The following is a 17,834-nucleotide window of genomic DNA, read 5'->3' as shown; positions in this document are numbered from 1 at the left end:
CCCGTGAGGACTTGCCATGCTCGCGCTGCTGGGCGGTACCCCCGAGGTCACCGCCGCCCACCCGCACAACGACCTGTGCGCCTTCAGCCCCCAGGACCGCGAAATCATCACGGCCCACCTGGAGGCGGGCGGTACGACCTCCTACTACGGCCGGGACGGAGAGCTGCGGGAGTTCGAGGACGAACTCGCGGAGTTCTTCGGCCGTCGGCACTGCGTTGCGGTCAACTCCGGTACGAACGCGCTCCATTCGGCGTTCTTCGGCATCGGCCTCCAGCCCGGTGACGAGGTGATCGTGCCGACGTACACCTTCCTGGCGACCGTCTCGCCGCTCTTCTCGCTGCGCGCGGTGCCCGTACTGGCCGACTGCGAGAGCGATACCGGCAACATCGACCCGGAGGACATCCGCCGCCACATCACCCCCAAGACGCGGGCGATCGTCGTGACGCACCAGTTCGGCCACCCGGTCGAGATGGACGCCATCCTGGACATCGCGCGGGAGCACGGCCTGAAGGTCGTGGAGGACGCCTCGCTGGCCTTCGGCGCCACGTACAAGGACCGCCGCGTCGGCTCGCTCGGCCACGTGGCCGCGTTCAGCCTCGGCTCGACGAAGATGGTCAGCGGCGGCCAGGGCGGCGCCCTCGTCACCGACGACCCGGAGGTGATGGAGCGCGCCAACCTGCTGGGGCACTTCGTCCGCCGCTCCGACACGGAGGTCTCCAGCGACTTCTACCGCCCCTTCATCACCACGGGCTACGGGCACAACTACCGGATGCACGCGCTGGCCGTGGCGATGGCCAGGGGGCGGCTGCACCGCCTCGACGACCTCATCGCCGCCCGCCACGAGCGGCTGACCCGGCTGTCCTCGGGCCTGTCCGGCAACCCATTCCTCGCGCCGCCGGTCACCCGGCCGTACGTACACCGGGGCCAGTGGGGCGGCTACACGGCGTCCTTCGACCCGGAGGCGGCCGGGGTCGGCATCGACACCTTCGTCGCCGCCCTCGCGGCGGAGGGCCTTGAGGTCGCCGCGCGCGGCTACCACCCGCTGCTGCACCGGGCCGAGTTCTTCCGCACCGCCGACGACGGCTACTACCCGGGGCAGCCCTGGCACGAGAAGCGGCTCTACAACGACGGCGACCTGCCGCGGTCCGAGTGGCACGCGGACCGGCAGATCGCTTTCCCGATCTTCCTGGACGAGCCGGTGGAGCTGGTGGACGCGTACGTGCGGGCGGTCCACAAGGTCGCCGGACACATCGAGGAGCTTCGAGCGGCGGGGGCCGCCAACTCCCTTCCGCAGTAAGCCCGTTCCTCATACCCATCTGCATCCGTCCATCCCCTGAAGAAACAGGAACGCTCATGAATGGAAACAGCGCGGAGTCGGCGAGGTACGACTTCCGCGACCGCGTAGCGGTGGTGACAGGCGGCGCACGCGGCCAAGGGCTCTCCCACGCCCTGGCGTTCGCGAGAGCGGGCGCGGCGGTCGCGGTGCTGGACATCGGCGCCGACATGTCCGCCATCCCGTATCCGCTGAGCGGGCCGGACCAAATAGCCGAAGCCGAGCGGCAGTTGTCGGACGCGGGCGATCGCGTACTGGCCCTCCCCTGCGACATCCGCGAGGAGGACGCGGTACGCGCGGCGTTCGCCAAGGTCCGGGCGGAGTTCGGGCCGGTCGACATCCTGGTCAACAACGCGGGCGTGACCTCGCTGGTGCCGGTCCGCGACATGTCCCTGGAGCAGTGGCGGCAGGTCGTGGACGTCAACCTCACCGGCGCCTTCCTGGCCAGCCGCGAGGTGATCCCCGGCATGGTCGACGCCCGCCGCGGCTCGATCGTCAACATCACCTCGGGCGCCGGCATCGTCGGCATGCCGGAACAGGCGCACTACACGGCCGCCAAGCACGCCCTGGTGGGCCTCACGAAATCCCTCGCCCTCGAACTGGGCCCGCATCATGTGCGGGTCAACACCATCGCGCCGAACGTCGTCGACAGCCCGCTCAGCGCCAGCCTCGGCGAGCTCTACCCGCAGAGCCTGGACCAGCTCGGCGCGCTCTACGGCGCCTTCTTTCCGCTGGCGAGCTGCCCCGTGCTCCAGCCGTCCGACGTGACGGAGGCCGTCTGCTGGCTCGTCTCCGAGCAGGCGCGGTACGTCACGGGGATCACGCTCCCCATCGACGCCGGGTTCAACTGCAAGTAACGCGCGCCGCGTCTCGCGGGGCCCGGCCGATCGCGGGGAGAATCATCCGAAGCGGCGGTCCGGGCACTGGCGTTCGTGATAATGATCAAGCGGATGGAGGCAGGTCGGGTTCGGCGACGCGCAGAGCGCGAAGAACGCGAAGAGCGGACAGAGAAGGAGTCGGGACATGGCGGTGCTCACGCTGTTGTCGAGGGCTGCGGACCCCGGGAGGGAGCGCCTCGCCGGTATCGGATCGGTGGTGGAGCGCACGCTGGGGCTGCCCGAGGGCGGCTGCGGCGTGACGTGGCGGCAGTGGCTCACGGGCGCCGAGGACGGGCCCGCCCCCGTCGCCTGCCTGCTGACGGTCGACGAGGCCGACGGAGACGAGGCCGACGGCTTCCCCGACGCGGGCAAGCAGGCGCTGCTGGGGAAGTCGCTGGGCGAGGAGGTAGGGCGGACGCTCGGCGTGGCGGCGACGGAGGTCCAACTGGCCGTGGAGCGGCGGGCGTCCGACCCGGCGCTCGTCGTCTCACGCCCGGTCGCCACGGTGGTCGGGGGCCGGTCGGAGGTGCGCGACGACGACTGGGCGGCGGTCTCCTCGGTGATCCGCCTGGACGCCGCGCGGTTCCCGGCCGAGGCGCTGGCCGGCCTCGCGGACTTCTCCCATCTGGAGGTCGTCTTCCACTTCGACCGGGTGCCGGTCGGGAAGATCGAGCGGTCCGCCCGCCATCCGCGCGGGAACACGGACTGGCCGCTGGTCGGCATCTTCGCGCAGCGCGGCAAGAACCGCCCCAACCGGATCGGCGTCTCCCGCTGCCGGCTGGTCGAGGTGGCCGGGTACGACCTGCGGGTGGCAGGGCTCGACGCCGTGGACGGCACCCCCGTGCTGGACATCAAGCCGTACATGGCGGAGTACGGGCCGCGCGGCACCACCGAGCAGCCGCGCTGGGCGACGGAGCTGATGCGGGACTACTACTGATCCGTACCCCGCTATGAGGGACGACCGGGCGGCGGCGACCGAGGCCGGGGCCGCTCGGTCGCACGCCGCTCGTCTACGGGTGGGCCGCCGCCCCCTTCGCCCCCGCCCCTGTCCCCGCCCCCGCCTCTGCCTCCGCTTCCGCTTCCGCCGAGCGCCCGTTCGCCGTGGGTCCCAGCACGCCGATCTCCAGGGCGATGACCGTCATCACGGCGGCCACGGCGGCGAAGAGTCTCGCCGCGCCGAAGGCGTGGAGGACCGGCACCAGGGCGAAGGGCATGGCGGCGGTCGAGACGCGCGACATCGCGTACGTCCAGCTCGTCGCGGTGGCGCGCAGTTCGGTGGGGAAGATCTCGGCCTGGTAGACGTGGTAGGCGTTGGAGAAGACGTTGCTGACGGCCGTATAGCCCACGCCCGAGACGACGATGGCGATCTCGTTGGTGGCCTGCCCGAAGGCGACGCCGAACGCGGCCATGGCCAGCGCGGCGACGACGATCAGGTGCTTCCGCTCGAAGCGCTCGATGATGGGCAGGGAGATCAGGGAGCCGAGCGGGTAGCCGAAGTAGGTCAGCGCGCTGAACAGCAGCGAGTGGACGATGGAGAACCCTTTGGCGTCGAGGACCAGCGGGGCCATGGTGCCGAACCCGTAGAAGCCGACGCTCTGCAAGAGGTGGAAGACGCCCATCATTGCCGCGCGGCGCCGGTAGACGCGCGGCATCCGCCGGGCGGCGGCGGTAGCGGGGGTTACGGAGGAAGCGGCCGTACGAGCAGCGACGGCAGGCGGGGCCGTACGAGCAGCAGCAGCGGACGCGTCCGTACGGGCCATGGCGGCGGGAGCGTCCGTACGGGCCGTGGCGGCGGGAGGAGCCGCGCGGGTCGGGGCGGCGGCCTCCAGGTCGGTCACGATTCGTTCGGCCTCGGCGGTGCGGCCGACCGAGGCGAGCCAGCGGGGCGACTCCACCAGGCGGCGGTAGCGCAGCAGCGCGGCGACGCCGCCGAGGGCGCCGATGAGGAACAGCCAGCGCCACCCGGCCATGCCGAGCGGGCTGAGGCGGACGAGCCAGTGGGCGAGCAGGCCGACCGTCGGGACGCCGAAGAACGCGATGGTGTACGCCAGGGCGGTGTAGCGGCCCCGCGCGCGGGCCGGCAGCAGGTCGCTCAAGTAGGCGTCGGCAAGCGGTAGTTGGGGCCCGATGCCGAGGCCGGCGAGGAAGCGCGCGGCGATGAGCATCGGGGCGTTGAGGCTGAGCGCGCCGACGGCGGAGAAGACGGTGTAGAGGGCGACCGAGGCGATGAGGAACCGTCTGCGTCCGTAGCGGTCGGCGAGGCGTCCCATGGTCACGACGCCGAGGAACATGCCGATGAAGGCGGAGGCGAGCACCGCCGAGGTGGCGGTGGCGCTCAGTTCGAACCGGTCGGACAGGACGGGGCCGAGCACGCCCGACATGAAGATCTCGTACATGTCGAAGAAGAGGCCCATGCCGATGGTGATCACCAGTGAGCGGTGGTGCCGGGTGACGGGTAGTCGGTCCAGTCGGGCCGTCACGTCGGCGGAGAGTTCCGGAGGGGCGGTTTCCTGTGCCATGGGGCGCTCCTTCGCGGTGGCCGGCAGGGGCTCAGGGGCGGCCCCCGCGTCCGGGTGTCCAGATCCTGGGATTTTTCATCTTGCAGATTGGTCACTGGGTGTATGTACTGTGCGTCGGCGCCGTGCCGGGTCGCGTGTCGCGCCGGTACCTCGCCACCTCATCGGACAAAGGCGTTGGAGGGGTTGGATATGAAGGCGTTGGACCGGGCCGTCGCGGTGTTGACGGCCGTCGCCGAGGGGGAGCGCCATGCGTCCGGTGTCGCCGCGGCCACCGGGGTGCCGCGGTCGACCGCGCACCGCTTACTGCGCTCGCTCAGAGCGCACAGACTCGTCGACGAGGTGGAGGAGCTGGGGCTCGTCGTCGGCTCGCGGGTGCACCAGCTCGGGGCCATCGCGCACGGCGGGGCGCTCGCGCGGGTGGCGCCCGGGGTCGTCGAACTGCTCTGCGAGAACACCAGGTTGAGCGTCCAGATCTATCAGCGCCGCGGCGACAGCGTCGAGTGCCTGGCCGCGGCCAGCCCGCTGGACGGGCTGCGGGACGTGGTGGAGACGGGGGCGGTGGCGCCGCTCGGCGGGGACGCGACCAGTCTGATCCTGACGGCGTGGGACGAGCGGCTGGACACGGCGGGCGGCGGGCCGGGCGAGACGCTGCGGGTGGTACGGAGCCGGGGCTGGGCGCTGACCGAGGCGGCGGACTCGCGCACCGTGCTGTCGGTCCCGGTGCGCGGCACCTCGCACCGGGTCGTCGCCGCGCTGAGCCTGTCCGGGCCGCCGAGGCTGCGCAAGGACGCGGCCCGACTGCGGACGGAGCTGCGCAAGGCCGCCAAGGCGCTGGAGGACGAGGTGCGGGGCACCTGGCCGGGGTGAGCCGGCCGGCGCGTCACCCCGGCTCCGGGGCGCGGTGCCAGCGCAGCACGAAGACCGCCGCGACCACCAGCGTCGCGGCGACGACCCGGTACCCGGTGCCCGCCGCGTCGGTGAAGGCCGTGACGGCCCGCGCGTGCTCCCCGGCGCCGAGCCGGGCGGCGGCGGCCAGGATGTCGGCGGCCGAGTGGTGTCCGGCGCCCGCCGCGGGGTCCGCCGCGGCGAACCGGGCGGTGGTGACGGTGCCGATGACGGCCACGCCCAGGGCGCTGCCGATCTCGCGCGCGGCGCTGTTCAGGCCGGAGCCGAGCCCCGCGCGGTGCGCCGGCACGGACCCCATGATCCCCATGGTGAGCGGCGGCAGCGTGAGGCCCATGCCGCCGCCCGCGGCGACCAGGTAGACGGCGTACAGCGCGTACGGGGTGCGGGAGTCGGACCAGGAGACGCAGAGCAAGGACGCGGCGATGAGCAGGATGCCGACGGCCATCACCCGGCGGGCGCCGAAGCGGGCGGTGAGCCGTGAGGCGCGCCGGGAGACCAGCATCATGCTGACCGCCAGCGGCAGGAAGGCCACGCCGGCGGTCAGCGGGGTCATGCCCTTGATGTACTGGAGGTACTGGGCGTTGGTGAAGAAGAGCGCGAACATCGCGAAGAACGCGGTGGTCACCCCGAGCGCCCCGGCCCGCAGGCGCGGCGTGCGGAAGAGTTGGGGTTCGAGCATGGGATGCCGTGAGCGCGCCTGCTGGAGGGCGAAGGCGGCGAGGACCAGCAGGCCCAGGATGAAGGCGCTCACGATGGGGGCAGAGGTCCAGCCGGCGGCCGGTCCTTCGATGATGCCGTAGAGCAGCGCCACGAAGCCGAGGACCAGGAGGCCGGTGCCGACCGGGTCCAGCGGGACCGGGTTGCGCGGCGCCGCCGGCGCGTACCGGACGGCGTACATGACGATCGCGGTGACGGGCACCATGGCGGCGAACAGGCCCTGCCAGGGCAGGGTCTGGAGCAGTGCGCCGCCGACGAGGTAGCCGACGACGCCGCCGATGCCGGCGGCGCCGGTCCAGGTGGCGATGGCCTGGGGGCGTTCGGCGGGCGGGAAGGCGATCAGGGCCAGCGAGAGCGTCGTCGGCATGACGAGGGCGGCGCCGGCTCCGGTGACGATGCGGCCGGCGAGCAGCATCGGGATGCCGGTGGCCAGGGCGCAGATCAGGCAGCCGGCGGCGAAGACGCCGAGCCCGCACAGCAGGGCGCGCTTGCGGCCCCAGCGGTCGGCGAGGACGCCTGCGGGGATGAGCAGGCAGGCGAAGACGATGACGTAGGCGTCGACGAACCACAGGAGTTGGGTGGGCGAGGGGTTCAGGTCGCTGTCGGCGAGTTTGGGCACGGCCAGGTTGACCGCCGAGACCATCGCCACCACGAGGATCACCGCGGCGCACATGGTGGTGAGGACGAGTCCGCGGCGTGGGTGGCCGGTCGGCTCGGCCGACGGGGGTGCTGCTGGAGTCTGCATGAAGGGCTGCCTCGCGTGAGTCGGGGGTCAGGGCGAGGCGGACCGTCGTGGCTTGGGGCAGGGCGCGATCTTAGTTCACCGGGCCGCGGCGCGTGGCAGCTTCGTCCGGGATCGAAGGTTCCGTGAGGGCCGTTTCGGCCGGATTCCACGGCGCCGCGGGGGCGGTTTCGGCGGGGTTCCACGGCGCCGCGGGGGCGGTTGTGGCCGGGTTCCGCGCCGGGCCCGGGCGGTCGCACCGTGCGGTGATCGGAACGTCGGCGGAGGCGAACGTTCCCCGAATGGACCTTCGAGATTCTGGGCGGCTCTTCTGACGTATCTCAATAGTTGAGATGTATTAGTCCACGATGTAGACCTACGGACACCTGTCGGCATAACCTCTCGTTCCGGCGGACCCCAACGGCTTGGGGGAAGGCCATCCTTCGCACGTGCCTGCTCCGACGACGGGTGCGCGCATGTCCCGGGCTGAACGAGCAGGCTTCACCGGCCGCCGAGTAATGCCTTTCAAGTGCCAAGTGACCGAACGGGGAGGGATCTTGTCGGCCAGTGCCACGATGGCGGGTGCGGAGGCGGACGTCGGCGACTGTCGCGGCTCCGGCTGGCGCCCGGTGCTCGCACCGCGCCCGCCGGGGGAACGGACCGCTCGGCCGCTCCCGGTCGGTGCGCTGCGGGAGCAGTACTCGACTCTGACGACGCGACTCGCCTCCACGTTGGAAGATTCTGCCGCTCGTTGGCGACTTTTGTGCGACATCGCGCAAATCCGTTCGGCTTTGCGGGCCAACGGTGTGCGTCCTTGGGAGTTCGGGCTCCGAACGGGGGGCGGCAGCGCCGTCGCCCGCCGGATGTCGGCCCTGCTGCTGGACGTGGTGCGGCACACCGGAAGCCCTCGGCTGACCGCGCTCGTACCCGCCGTCACCTCGTCGACCACACGCCTGCGGCCCCTGCTGGAAGAGCTCCGCTCGGCCAACCAATCGCCGTGCGTGGGCGCGTACTTGGATGGTTCCGTCGACTCCGGATACCGGACCGTCCAGGAGGAGGTCCTCACCCAGGAGCTCCTCGCCCTGGCCCGCCTCGTCGGGCCGCCCGCCGCCACCCTGCGCCTCGTCCTCGCGGAACTGGCCCTGTTGCGCGCCCGGCAGACCGCGCTCGCCTGCTGGTTACGCTTCGGCGAGCTGCTGCGGTCGCTGGTGCCGACGCGCCCCGACGTCGTCAGCATCGGCGCGGGCCTCGGCGAGTTCGAGGGCACCCTGGTGCGGGAGACCGCCGCGCGGGCGCTGTGCGTCGACATCCAGCACGACGCCGACGCCGAGCCGAGCCGCCGCCCCCAGGGGCTGCGCCGGCGGCGCATCACCCCGCTGGAGGCGTACCGGCCGCTCGGCGCCGACCTCGACCTGCTGATACTCAAGGACGCCCTGCACCACATGCGCCAGCCGCAGTGGCTGCTGTGGTCGGCCGTCCGCGCGCTGCGGCCGGGCGGCGTCGCCCTCGTCATGGAGCCCACCGTCGAGGCGGCGGACCGGGCGGGGCTCGGCGCCCTGCGCGAGCTGGACTCGACCCCGTACAAGAACAGCATCGTCCCGGCCGCCCTGTGGGAGCGCTGGTACGGCCACGCGGGCCTGACCGTGCTCAAGAGGCTGGACTACCCGCCCGGGATCATCGACAACAACGACTCGTTCCCGCGGACGGTCTGGCTGCTCGGCCAGGACCGCGGACCCGGCCGCATGGCGTGAGAAGCCCCGACAGCGACGAGCGGAGGACACAAGCATGATCGAGTTGAGGGAGCCCCTTCAGCACCTGGTACGGCAGCCCGTCGAGTTCACCCAGGGCAAGAACTTCCCGCGGCGCATCCACATCTACGACGAGACGCTCCGGGACGGCGAGCAGATGCCGGGGGTCGCGTTCAGCCCCGACCAGAAGCTCGAACTGGCCGCGCTCCTCAGCGACATGGGCGTGGACGTCCTCATGGCGGCCTTCCCCGCGTCGAGCGAGTCCGACCGCGAGGCGCTGCGCCGCATCCTCGCGGCGCGGCGCAGCGGGCGGCTCCGCGCCGACCTGGAGATCATGACGATCGCGCGGGCCACCCGGCACGACATCTCCGTCGCGGCGGAGACGGCCCGCGAGGCGGGCGCGGACCTGTCCTCGGTGGGCGTGCTGGTCCTGTCCACCGCCTCCGACCTGCACCTGAAGTACAAGCTGGGGCGCACCCTGCTCAAGTACAAGGGCGCGCCCGAGGACGACTGGCTCAGCCGGCCCGTCGAGTGGTACCGGCGGGCGAACCTCGACCTGATCACCGATCACCTCGCCTACGCCGCCCAACTCGGCTTCGGTACCGTCGAGTTCGCCAGCGAGGACGCCAGTCGCGCCAGCACGGACTACCTCCTCGAATGGGCGCGGGCCTGCCGCGCCGCGGGCGGCACCCGGCTGTGCTTCTCCGACACCTGCGGGGTCTTCACCCCCGAGGCCGTGGACGCCTATATCCCGCCGCTGGTCCAGGCGCTGCCCGGCTTCCCCGTCACCGCGCACTTCCACAACGACTTCGGGCTGGGCGCGATCAACACCGTACGGGCGCTGGGCCACGGCGCGACCCACGCCTCCATTTCCGCCTGCGGCATCGGCGAACGGGCCGGCAACACCTCCATCCACCAGGTGGTGATGGTGCTGCGGGACCTGTACGGCGTGGAACTGCCGAATTTCGCCTACGACCGGCTGTGGGACCTGCGGCGCGCGGTCGAGACGTATTCCGGGATACCCATCCAGCCGCACGAGCCGATCATCGGCCACAACGTCTTCGCGCACGAATCGGGAATGCACACCGCGGGCATCGCCATTCACCCGGCGATCTACCAGACCATCGACCAGGACGTGGTCGGCGGCGAGCACCGGTTCGTCCTCGGCAAGCACAGCGGAAAGGCGGGCGTCCTGCACGCCCTCGCCGAGCACGGGCTGTCGGCGGAACTGCCCGCCGACGTGCTCGACAAGGTGGCCGACGCGGTGCTCGACGAGGTGAAGTCCCGGCGCGAACGCCGCGCCGCGGAAGCCGACTTCGGGGCGTACCGGGAGGCGTACTACGCGCATCTGACCGGGCTCGGCGTGCCGGAGCCGGAACTGCTGGAGATCTTCCGCGACGTCACCGTCGCGGCATCACAAGAAAGCATGTGAGCAACATGGGCAAAATCTGGAAGTTCGGCGACGATGTGGACACCGACCAGATCATCGCGACACAGTATCTGCTGCTGCCGGGCGTCGACGATATGAAGGGCCACACCTTCGAGGGGCTGCGGCCGGAATTCGCGGGCGGATTCGCGCCCGGCGACATCATCGTGGCGGGCAAGAACTTCGGCTGCGGGTCCTCCCGCGAGCAGGCCCCGCGCGTCATCAAGGCGCTGGGCGCGGCGGCCGTCATCGCCCCCACCTTCGCGCGGATCTTCTACCGGAACTCGATCAACATCGGGCTGCCGGTGGTGATGTCCGCCGAGGCGTCCGCCGCCGCGGTCGAGGGCGAGCCGATCGAGGTGGACCTGGAGCAGGGCACGATCACCACCGCCGGGTCGTCCTTCGCGTTCCCCCGCTACCCGGACCACGTGCTCGACATCGTGCGCGCGGGCGGGCTCATCGAGCACCTGCTCGCCACGGGCTGACACGCGCGCCGCGCGGCCCTCACCGACTTCCATCTCAGCACTATGAAAGGTCCGATCGCCTTGGGCATGACCATCACCGAGAAGCTCCTCGCCCGTGCCGCGGGAGTTCCGCACGCGCGGCCGGGGGAGATCCTCACCGTCGATGTCTCGTGGTGCATGACGAACGACGCCACCACGCACATCAGCATCGACATGTTCAACGCCCGCCTCAAGGAGCGCGGCATCCACGCGCCCGAGCGGACCGTGTTCGTGATCGACCACAACGTGCCGTCGGAGAGCCCGACGACCACGGCCACGCAGAACAAGATGCGGGCGTTCGCCCGCGAGCACGGCATCCCGCTCCACGACGGCGAGGGCGTCTGCCACCAGCTCATCCTGGAGGAGTACGCCAAGCCGGGCGACGTGGTCTTCGGCGCGGACTCGCACACCCTGACCGCCGGCGCCGTCGGCGCGTTCGCCGCCGGGGTCGGCTCCACCGACTTCGTCGCCGCGATGGTCACCGGCCAGACCTGGGTCATGGTGCCGCCCACCATCCGCATCGACGTCGAGGGCACCCTCCCCGAGGGCGTCTTCGCCAAGGACGTCGTGCTCCACATGATCGGCGACCTCGGGGCGGACGGCGCGACCTACAAGGCCATCGAGTGGGGCGGCCCCGGCGTCCAGGCGCTCAACACCGAGCAGCGGGCCACCCTCGTCAACATGGGCGTCGAGGCCGGCGCCAAGTCCTCCGTCGTCGAGCCCGACGAGGAGACCCTGCGCTACCTGCGGGAGAAGCGCGGCGCCGACGTGGATACCGGGGAGCTGCTGGCCTCGGACCCGGACTGCGTCTACGAGCGCCGGCTCACCTACGACCTGTCCACGCTGGAGCCCGTCGTCGCGTACCCGCACAACGTCGACAACATCGCCCCCGTCACCGCGTACGAGGGCACGGCGGTCACCACCGGGTTCGTCGGCTCGTGCAACAGCGGCCGGATCGAGGACCTGCGGATCGCCGCCGGGGTGCTGCGCGGCCGCAAGGTGCTGCCCGAGGTCAAGCTGATCGTCGCGCCGGCGTCCAAGAGCGTCTACATGCAGGCCCTCAAGGAGGGGCTGATGGACGTCTTCCTGGAGAGCGGCGCCATGGTCGTCAACTCCAACTGCTCCGTGTGCTTCGGCAACCAGGGGGCCATCGGCGAGGGCGACGTGCTGATCTCGACCGGCACCCGCAACTTCCCCGGGCGCTCCGGCAGCCAGAAGGGCGAGATCTTCCTGGCCTCGCCCGCCACGGTCGCCGCCACCTGCGTCGGGGGCTACATCACCGACCCGCGGGAGTTCGTCTGATGAGCGGCGCCGACAGCTCGCGGGTCATCCGCCTCGGCGACAACATCGACACGGACATCGTCATCCCGACGCAGTACATGACGCTGCCGAGCGTACGGGAGATGGCGCGGTACGCCTTCTCGCCGATCTGGCCGGACTTCGCCGAGTTCGTACGGCCCGGGGACATCATCGTCGCGGGCCGCAACTTCGGCAGCGGCTCGTCGCGGGAGCAGGCGCCGGAGATCATCAAGGAGCTGGGCATCCGCTGCGTGGTCGCGGTCAGCTTCTCCCGGCTCTTCTACCGCAACGCCCTCAACAACGGCCTGCTGGTCATCGAGTCGTCGGCCCTGCCGCCGCTGGTCGACACCGGCTCGCGGGTCGCCGTCGACCTGGACCGGTGCGTGTTCGAGGTCGAGGACGGACAAGACGGACAGGACGGACAGGAGGGGCAGGAGGGCCAGGAGGGCCAGGAGGGGGCCGGACAGGAGGGGGCCCCGCCGCGCGAGATTCCCTTCGGGAGCATCCCGCACGAGCTGATGAACATGGTGGCCGAGGGCGGGCTGGTCGCCTATTGGAGCCGGGTGAACGCCGAGGCTTCCGGCATCGCTTCCTGATTTTTGCCGCGCGCAGTGCTGACTGCAACGGTGCGGCGTTGCCGGAGAAACCCCATTGGAACCGACCGGAACCATGGAGGAACTAGCAGTGCAAACGGCAAATCTCTTCAACGACCACACGTTCTCGAAGAAGGACGTCCTTCTTCTGCACGGGATCGACAATTACAACCGCGACGACCTGGACCTCCTCAAGGAGGTCCGGGAGAACGGAAACCCCGACGCCATCCTGTCCATCTGCGTCAGCACCACCTCGGCGTGCAACATACGCTGCTGGTACTGCTACGCGCTGGGCAACAAGAAGCGCAACCCGAGGCAGCTCACGGTCGAGGAGTACCGCAACCTCATCGACCAGGCCGTCGACCTCGGCGCCCGCACCATGATCGTCTGCGGTGACGGTGAGCCCACGTACGACCCGGCGCTCACCGACATCGTCCGGCACGCCGTCTCCCGCGAGCTCATGCCGGTCATCGTCACCAACGGCACGATCATGGGCAACGACCGGGTCTCCAAGCACCTGCACGGCCTCGACGGCCGGGAGCTGACCCGGTTCCTCAGCGACTCCGGCGCCTCCCTGCTGGTCAAGCTGGAGACGCTGGACCCCAAGCTGTACGAGAGCATCGTCAACGTCCGCGGCGCCTGGGAGAAGTTCGAGGCCGGCGTGGACCGGATGATGGAGGCCGGCTTCGGGGACACCTGGGAGCAGGAGGACGGCACCTACACCCGGATCTCCTTCACGGGCATCGCCACCAAGGAGAACGTCGACAGCGTCCCGACGATGAAGCAGTGGGCCCGGGACCACAACGGCCAGTTCATCTGCAAGGTGCCGTCGCCCATCGGCGGCGCCCTCGACCAGGCGGCGACCAAGCTTTTCCCGCCGGCCGAGGTCGAGTCGGTCCGCACCCTGATCGACAACTACACCGACAAGCGGGAGACGCTCACCCCCATCGTCCTCGACGGGGACAAGTGCATGACCTGCCTGGCCTGGCACCTCGGCCCGGTGATCACGGAGGAGGGCTACTACGTCGAGTGCTACACCGCGACCGAGGCCACCTTCGGCAACGTACGTGAGAAGTCCCTCTCCCAGCTCCTGAAGGAGAAGGTCAAGGGCACGGACTGGGACAACCCCTGCCCGATCAAGGACCGCCTCTATGTGCAGCTCACGCAGAAGATGCAGGAGCAGCAGAAGGCGGAGGAAGTGATCTGCACCGGCTGATCACCGGCGCGGGCGCCGGAGCGTGACCCGGCGCCCGCGCTCCCCCAGGCCCGTACCCCCGAGGTCGGCACTTCCCAGGTCCGTACCGTCCGGGTCCGTCTGCCGGGACCGTCGTCCGCCGTCCGCCGCACAGAGAGCTTCCGAGGGCTTATGAATTCAGCACAGGGGCTGTTGGCACCGCATGACCGTCCGACGGCCGCCGCCTGGTCCGCGGTGGCGGGCCGGCTCGGCGAGTCCACCATGGGCGACGTGCTGCGCTGGGGCGCCGGCGGATCGGTCAACTTCGCCGGCGGGTTCCCCGACGAACGGCTGTTCCCGATGTGGCACGTGCAGGAGGCCATGGAGGCCGTCCTCACCCGGCACGGCCCGCAGGCCCTCCAGTACGGCTCCGCGCAGGGGGCCGAGTGGGTGCGCGAGGCCGTCGCCGGCCATCTGGAGCGGCGCGGCGTGCTCACCTCGCCGGAGACCGTGCTGCTGACCAGCGGCGGGCAGCAGGCCATCGACCTGGTGGCCCGGCTGTACGTGGACCCCGGCGACGTGGTCGTCACCACCTCGCCCACCTACTTCGCGGCCCTCGAACTCTTCGAGGCGGCGGGCGCGGAGATCGTGACGGTCCCGCTCGACGAGCGGGGCCTGGACCTCGACCGGCTGGACGCCGCGCTCGGCGACCCGCGGGCCAAGGTCTGCTACCTCATCACCGACCACCAGAACCCGACCGGCATCAGCCTGCCGGCCGAGCAGCGCCCGCTCATCGCCGACCTGCTGCGGCGGCACGCGTGCCATCTCATCGAGGACGACGTCTTCGGGGACATCGCCTTCGAGCCGCCCGCGCCCCCGATCCAGCGATGGGCGCCCGACCGGGTCTCGTACGTGACCAGCTTCTCCAAGGGGCTGTCGCCAGGGCTGCGGGCCGGTGTGCTCGCCGCGCCCGCCGACGTGATCGGCAAGGCGCTGGCGCTGCGCGAGAACACCGACGTATGCCCGAACACGCTGACCCACGCCGTCATGGGCGAGCTGCTGCACAGCGGCGCGTACCACCGGCTGCTGCCCCGGCTGTGCGCCCGTTACCGCACCCGCCGGGACGCCCTGCTCGCAGCGCTCGACCGGCACCTGTCCGGCCGGGCGCACTGGACGACGGCCCGGGGCGGCTTCTTCACCTGGGTCACCCTCGACGCGCCGGCGGACGTCGAGGAGCTGCTGCGGACGGCGGCCCGCTCGGGCGTCGTCTTCCTGCCGGGCGCCCGCTTCCGCAGGGGCGAGAAGAACGGTGGGGAACGGGCCGAACTGCGGCTGAGCTGCGCGCGCCTGGACCCCGCGGAGATCGAAGAAGGAATCGGCCGGCTCGCCGGCCTGCTGTAGGCGAACGCGCGATATCGCGCCCGGAAAGCACGATCACGCGCACGGAAAGCGCGATCACGCGCATGGAAAGTGAGAGAGAAACAGTGCCCGCAACCCTTTACGAAAAGATCCTCGCTCGGAAGGTCGGGCGCCCCGTCACGGTGGGCGAGATCGTGGAGATCGACGTCGACCGTGCGATGATCCACGATTTCTTCACGCCCTTCGTGATCCGCAAATTCCGGGAGATGGGGTTCACCCGGCTGAAGAACCCCGACTCGGTGGTCATCATCTACGACCACCTGGTCCCCACCAGCTTTCCCGGGGACTCCGCCTACCACCGGGTGACCGAGGAGTTCATCAAGGAACAGGGCATCGCCAACGTCCACCGGTCCGACGGCATCAGCCACCAGATCATGTGCGAGCAGGGGTACATCACGCCCGGCGACATCTCCGTCGGCACCGACTCGCACACCGTGATGTACGGCGGCCTCGGCGCCGTGGCCACGGGCGTCGGCTACACCGAGATGGCCGCGGTCCTCGGCACCGGGCGCACCTGGCTGAAGGTGGTGCCCACGATCCGGGTGAACGTCGAGGGCACACTGGGCCCCGGCGTGTACTCCAAGGACATCATCCTGCGGGTCATCGCCGACATCGGCGGCGACGGGGCGACGTACAAGGCGCTGGAGTTCGGCGGCGGCACCATCGACGCCATGACCATGGACAGCCGTCTCACGCTCTCCAACATGAGCGTCGAGGCCGGCGCCAAGACCGGTCTCATCGCGGCCGACGACACCACCCTCGCGTACGTCTCCCGGCACGGCGACATCACCGGGAAGCACCCGCTCGGCCCGGACCCCGACGCCGTGTACGAGCGGGTCCTCGACTACCGCGCCGAGGACCTCGAACCCGTGGTGGCCTGCCCCAGCACCGTCGAGAACGTCAAGCCGGTCGGCGAGGCCGCGGGCACCGAGGTGCAGCAGGCGTTCCTCGGCTCCTGCACCAACGGCCGGCTGGAGGACTTCGAGATCGCGGCCCGGATGCTGGAGGGGCGCAAGGTCAGCCCCGGCATGCGGTTCTACGTCGTCCCCGCCAGCCGCGAGATCTTCCAGGCGGCGGTGGCGGCCGGGTACGTCGAGACCCTGATCGACGCCGGGGCCGTGGTGAACCAGCCGGGCTGCAGCCTGTGCTGCGGCCGCAGCGGCGGCCTGATGGACGCCGGCGAACGGATCATCAGCAGCAACAACCGCAACTTCATCGGCCGGATGGGCAGTGCGCAGGCCGAGATCTATCTCGGCTCGCCCGCGACGGTCGTCGCGTCGGCGATCGAGGGCCGGATCACCGACCCGCGCGCCTACCTGACCTGACCGCATCGAACCGCACTCAAGGAGGCAACCATGACGGAGACGACCCAGCGGGTCCCGGTCACCATCCCCTCGCGTACCGGCGCGGACTCGCTGACGGTGACGGACGCCGCCATCAGCAGGATCGCCGCCTCGCTGGGGCCCGACGCCGAGGGCAAGGCGCTGCGCATCGGGGTCAAGCCCGGTGGCTGCTCCGGGCTCTCGTACACGATGTACGTCGAGGACGAGATCGCGGCGAGCGACACCACCATCGAGCGGGACGGCGTCCGCATCGTGGTGGGCCAGACCGCGATGCCGTATCTGAAGGGCACCACCCTCGACTACGAGGAGGGCCTCATGGAGTCCGGGTTCGTCTTCGACAACCCGAACGCGTCGTCCTCCTGCGGCTGCGGCAACAGCTTCAACTGACCCGTTCTCCAACCGCCCCGTCCCGCAACCGCTCCGTTCTCCAACTGGCATGTTCCGTCCCCCACTTGAGAGGCAGACCATGAGCAGCACGGCACAGCAAGCCGCGGCCCGTACCGCGATCACCGTGACCGACGCCGCACGCGCGGCGCTGCGCGATCTGGCGCAGCCGGAGTCGGGGGCGGACCGTCCCGCACTGTTCGTCTCGGTGGAGTCCGAGGAGCGGGGCGAGTTCCGCTACGAGTTCGCCTGGCGGACCACGGCGGAGGCGGGCCCCGGGGACCTCACCACGGACTGCGAGGAGTTCACCGTCGTGGTCCCCGAGGCCGACGCCGGCCGGCTGGCGGGCGCCACGCTGGACGCGGACCCGCAGTTCGGGGTGGTGATCAGCAACCCGAACGCGCAGCCCGAAGCCGCGCCGGAGTCGGCCGGGGCCCCGGCCGGCCCGGACGACGACGAACTGCGGGCCCGCGTCGAGAAGCTCTTCGCGGAAACGGTCAACCCGGCGCTGGCCTCGCACAGCGGCGCCATCAAGCTGGAGCGGATCGAGGACGGCGTCCTCTATGTCAGCCTGCTCGGCGGCTGTCAGGGGTGCAGCGGCGCCGCGCTGACCCTGGCGGACGGCATCGAGCGGTTCATCGTCGACGCGATGCCCCAGATACGCAAGATCGTCGACGTCACCAACCACGCCGCGGGCACCGCCCCGTTCCTCCGCTGAAAGGAGCCACCCATGACGCTCCCCACGGAGACCGCCCACCCCGACCTCGACGGCCTGGGTACGTATGAATATGGCTGGGCCGATCCCGATGTGGCCGGTGCTTCGGCCCGGCGCGGGTTGTCGGAGGAGGTCGTTCGGGATATCTCGGCGAAG

16 protein-coding genes are annotated in these 17,834 nt (G+C 70.8%); 14 read left to right on the top strand and 2 right to left on the bottom strand.

From position 1 onward, the window contains the following. The first annotated feature begins 16 nt into the window (after positions 1–16). The 3 genes from IF55_RS29925 (at position 17) to IF55_RS40905 (ending at position 3,148) form a co-directional block, all read left to right on the top strand. Positions 17–1,297: a DegT/DnrJ/EryC1/StrS family aminotransferase gene (locus tag IF55_RS29925; RefSeq protein ID WP_048832728.1), complete on the top strand. Its 1,281-nt coding sequence runs from the start codon at positions 17–19 to the stop codon at positions 1,295–1,297. A 56-nt stretch (positions 1,298–1,353) separates the two neighbouring features. Then, positions 1,354–2,190, top strand: coding sequence for an SDR family NAD(P)-dependent oxidoreductase (locus tag IF55_RS29920; protein WP_048832726.1), 837 nt, complete (start codon positions 1,354–1,356; stop codon positions 2,188–2,190). A 472-nt stretch (positions 2,191–2,662) separates the two neighbouring features. Continuing rightward, positions 2,663–3,148: an SAM-dependent methyltransferase gene (locus IF55_RS40905; RefSeq protein WP_030877754.1), complete on the top strand. Its 486-nt coding sequence runs from the start codon at positions 2,663–2,665 to the stop codon at positions 3,146–3,148. A gap of 73 nt (positions 3,149–3,221) precedes the next feature. Here IF55_RS40905 and IF55_RS29910 read toward each other — a convergent pair whose 3' ends face one another. Continuing rightward, positions 3,222–4,730: an MFS transporter gene (locus IF55_RS29910; RefSeq protein WP_048832725.1), complete on the bottom strand. Its 1,509-nt coding sequence runs from the start codon at positions 4,728–4,730 to the stop codon at positions 3,222–3,224. A 189-nt stretch (positions 4,731–4,919) separates the two neighbouring features. Here IF55_RS29910 and IF55_RS29905 point away from each other — a divergent pair, with 189 nt between their 5' ends. Then, positions 4,920–5,597, top strand: a complete 678-nt coding sequence (locus IF55_RS29905; protein WP_030877759.1) for an IclR family transcriptional regulator — start codon at positions 4,920–4,922, stop codon at positions 5,595–5,597. A gap of 13 nt (positions 5,598–5,610) precedes the next feature. Here IF55_RS29905 and IF55_RS29900 read toward each other — a convergent pair whose 3' ends face one another. After that, entirely contained in the window at positions 5,611–7,098 is a 1,488-nt protein-coding gene (locus tag IF55_RS29900) for an MFS transporter (RefSeq protein ID WP_030877762.1), read from the bottom strand. A gap of 782 nt (positions 7,099–7,880) precedes the next feature. Between IF55_RS29900 and IF55_RS29895 the strand changes: the two genes are divergently transcribed. From IF55_RS29895 to IF55_RS29850, 10 genes are all read left to right on the top strand, one after another. Then, entirely contained in the window at positions 7,881–8,825 is a 945-nt protein-coding gene (locus IF55_RS29895; RefSeq protein ID WP_157854287.1) for a methyltransferase domain-containing protein, read from the top strand. A gap of 34 nt (positions 8,826–8,859) precedes the next feature. Next, positions 8,860–10,254, top strand: coding sequence for a LeuA family protein (locus tag IF55_RS29890; RefSeq protein ID WP_048832723.1), 1,395 nt, complete (start codon positions 8,860–8,862; stop codon positions 10,252–10,254). Between the two features lie 5 nt (positions 10,255–10,259). Beyond that, complete coding sequence (locus tag IF55_RS29885; protein ID WP_030877771.1) at positions 10,260–10,733, top strand: LeuD/DmdB family oxidoreductase small subunit; 474 nt, start codon at positions 10,260–10,262, stop codon at positions 10,731–10,733. Between the two features lie 66 nt (positions 10,734–10,799). After that, positions 10,800–12,053, top strand: coding sequence for a 3-isopropylmalate dehydratase large subunit (locus IF55_RS29880; protein WP_211270052.1), 1,254 nt, complete (start codon positions 10,800–10,802; stop codon positions 12,051–12,053). Continuing rightward, complete coding sequence (locus tag IF55_RS29875; protein ID WP_030877777.1) at positions 12,053–12,646, top strand: LeuD/DmdB family oxidoreductase small subunit; 594 nt, start codon at positions 12,053–12,055, stop codon at positions 12,644–12,646. The genes IF55_RS29880 and IF55_RS29875 overlap by 1 nt, the downstream gene beginning before the upstream one ends. Before the next feature lie 88 nt (positions 12,647–12,734). After that, complete coding sequence (locus tag IF55_RS29870; protein WP_030877779.1) at positions 12,735–13,859, top strand: radical SAM protein; 1,125 nt, start codon at positions 12,735–12,737, stop codon at positions 13,857–13,859. 150 nt (positions 13,860–14,009) lie between these two features. After that, on the top strand, positions 14,010–15,218 hold the full coding sequence (locus IF55_RS29865) for an aminotransferase-like domain-containing protein (protein WP_078645479.1): 1,209 nt from the start codon (positions 14,010–14,012) through the stop codon (positions 15,216–15,218). An 83-nt stretch (positions 15,219–15,301) separates the two neighbouring features. Further along, positions 15,302–16,561 (top strand): 3-isopropylmalate dehydratase large subunit, encoded by a 1,260-nt coding sequence (locus tag IF55_RS29860; protein WP_106980501.1) that lies wholly within the window; start codon positions 15,302–15,304, stop codon positions 16,559–16,561. A gap of 30 nt (positions 16,562–16,591) precedes the next feature. Further along, complete coding sequence (locus IF55_RS29855; protein WP_048832721.1) at positions 16,592–16,966, top strand: HesB/IscA family protein; 375 nt, start codon at positions 16,592–16,594, stop codon at positions 16,964–16,966. 79 nt (positions 16,967–17,045) lie between these two features. Continuing rightward, positions 17,046–17,681, top strand: coding sequence for a NifU family protein (locus IF55_RS29850; protein WP_030877792.1), 636 nt, complete (start codon positions 17,046–17,048; stop codon positions 17,679–17,681). Positions 17,682–17,834: the final 153 nt, after the last annotated feature.

Origin of the sequence: Streptomyces varsoviensis (assembly GCF_000718635.1) — a bacterium.
GTDB classification, from domain to species: Bacteria; Actinomycetota; Actinomycetes; order Streptomycetales; family Streptomycetaceae; genus Streptomyces; species Streptomyces varsoviensis.
The sequence above is the reverse complement of the archived record's forward strand: the minus strand, read 5'-3'. Positions and strand labels throughout refer to the sequence as shown.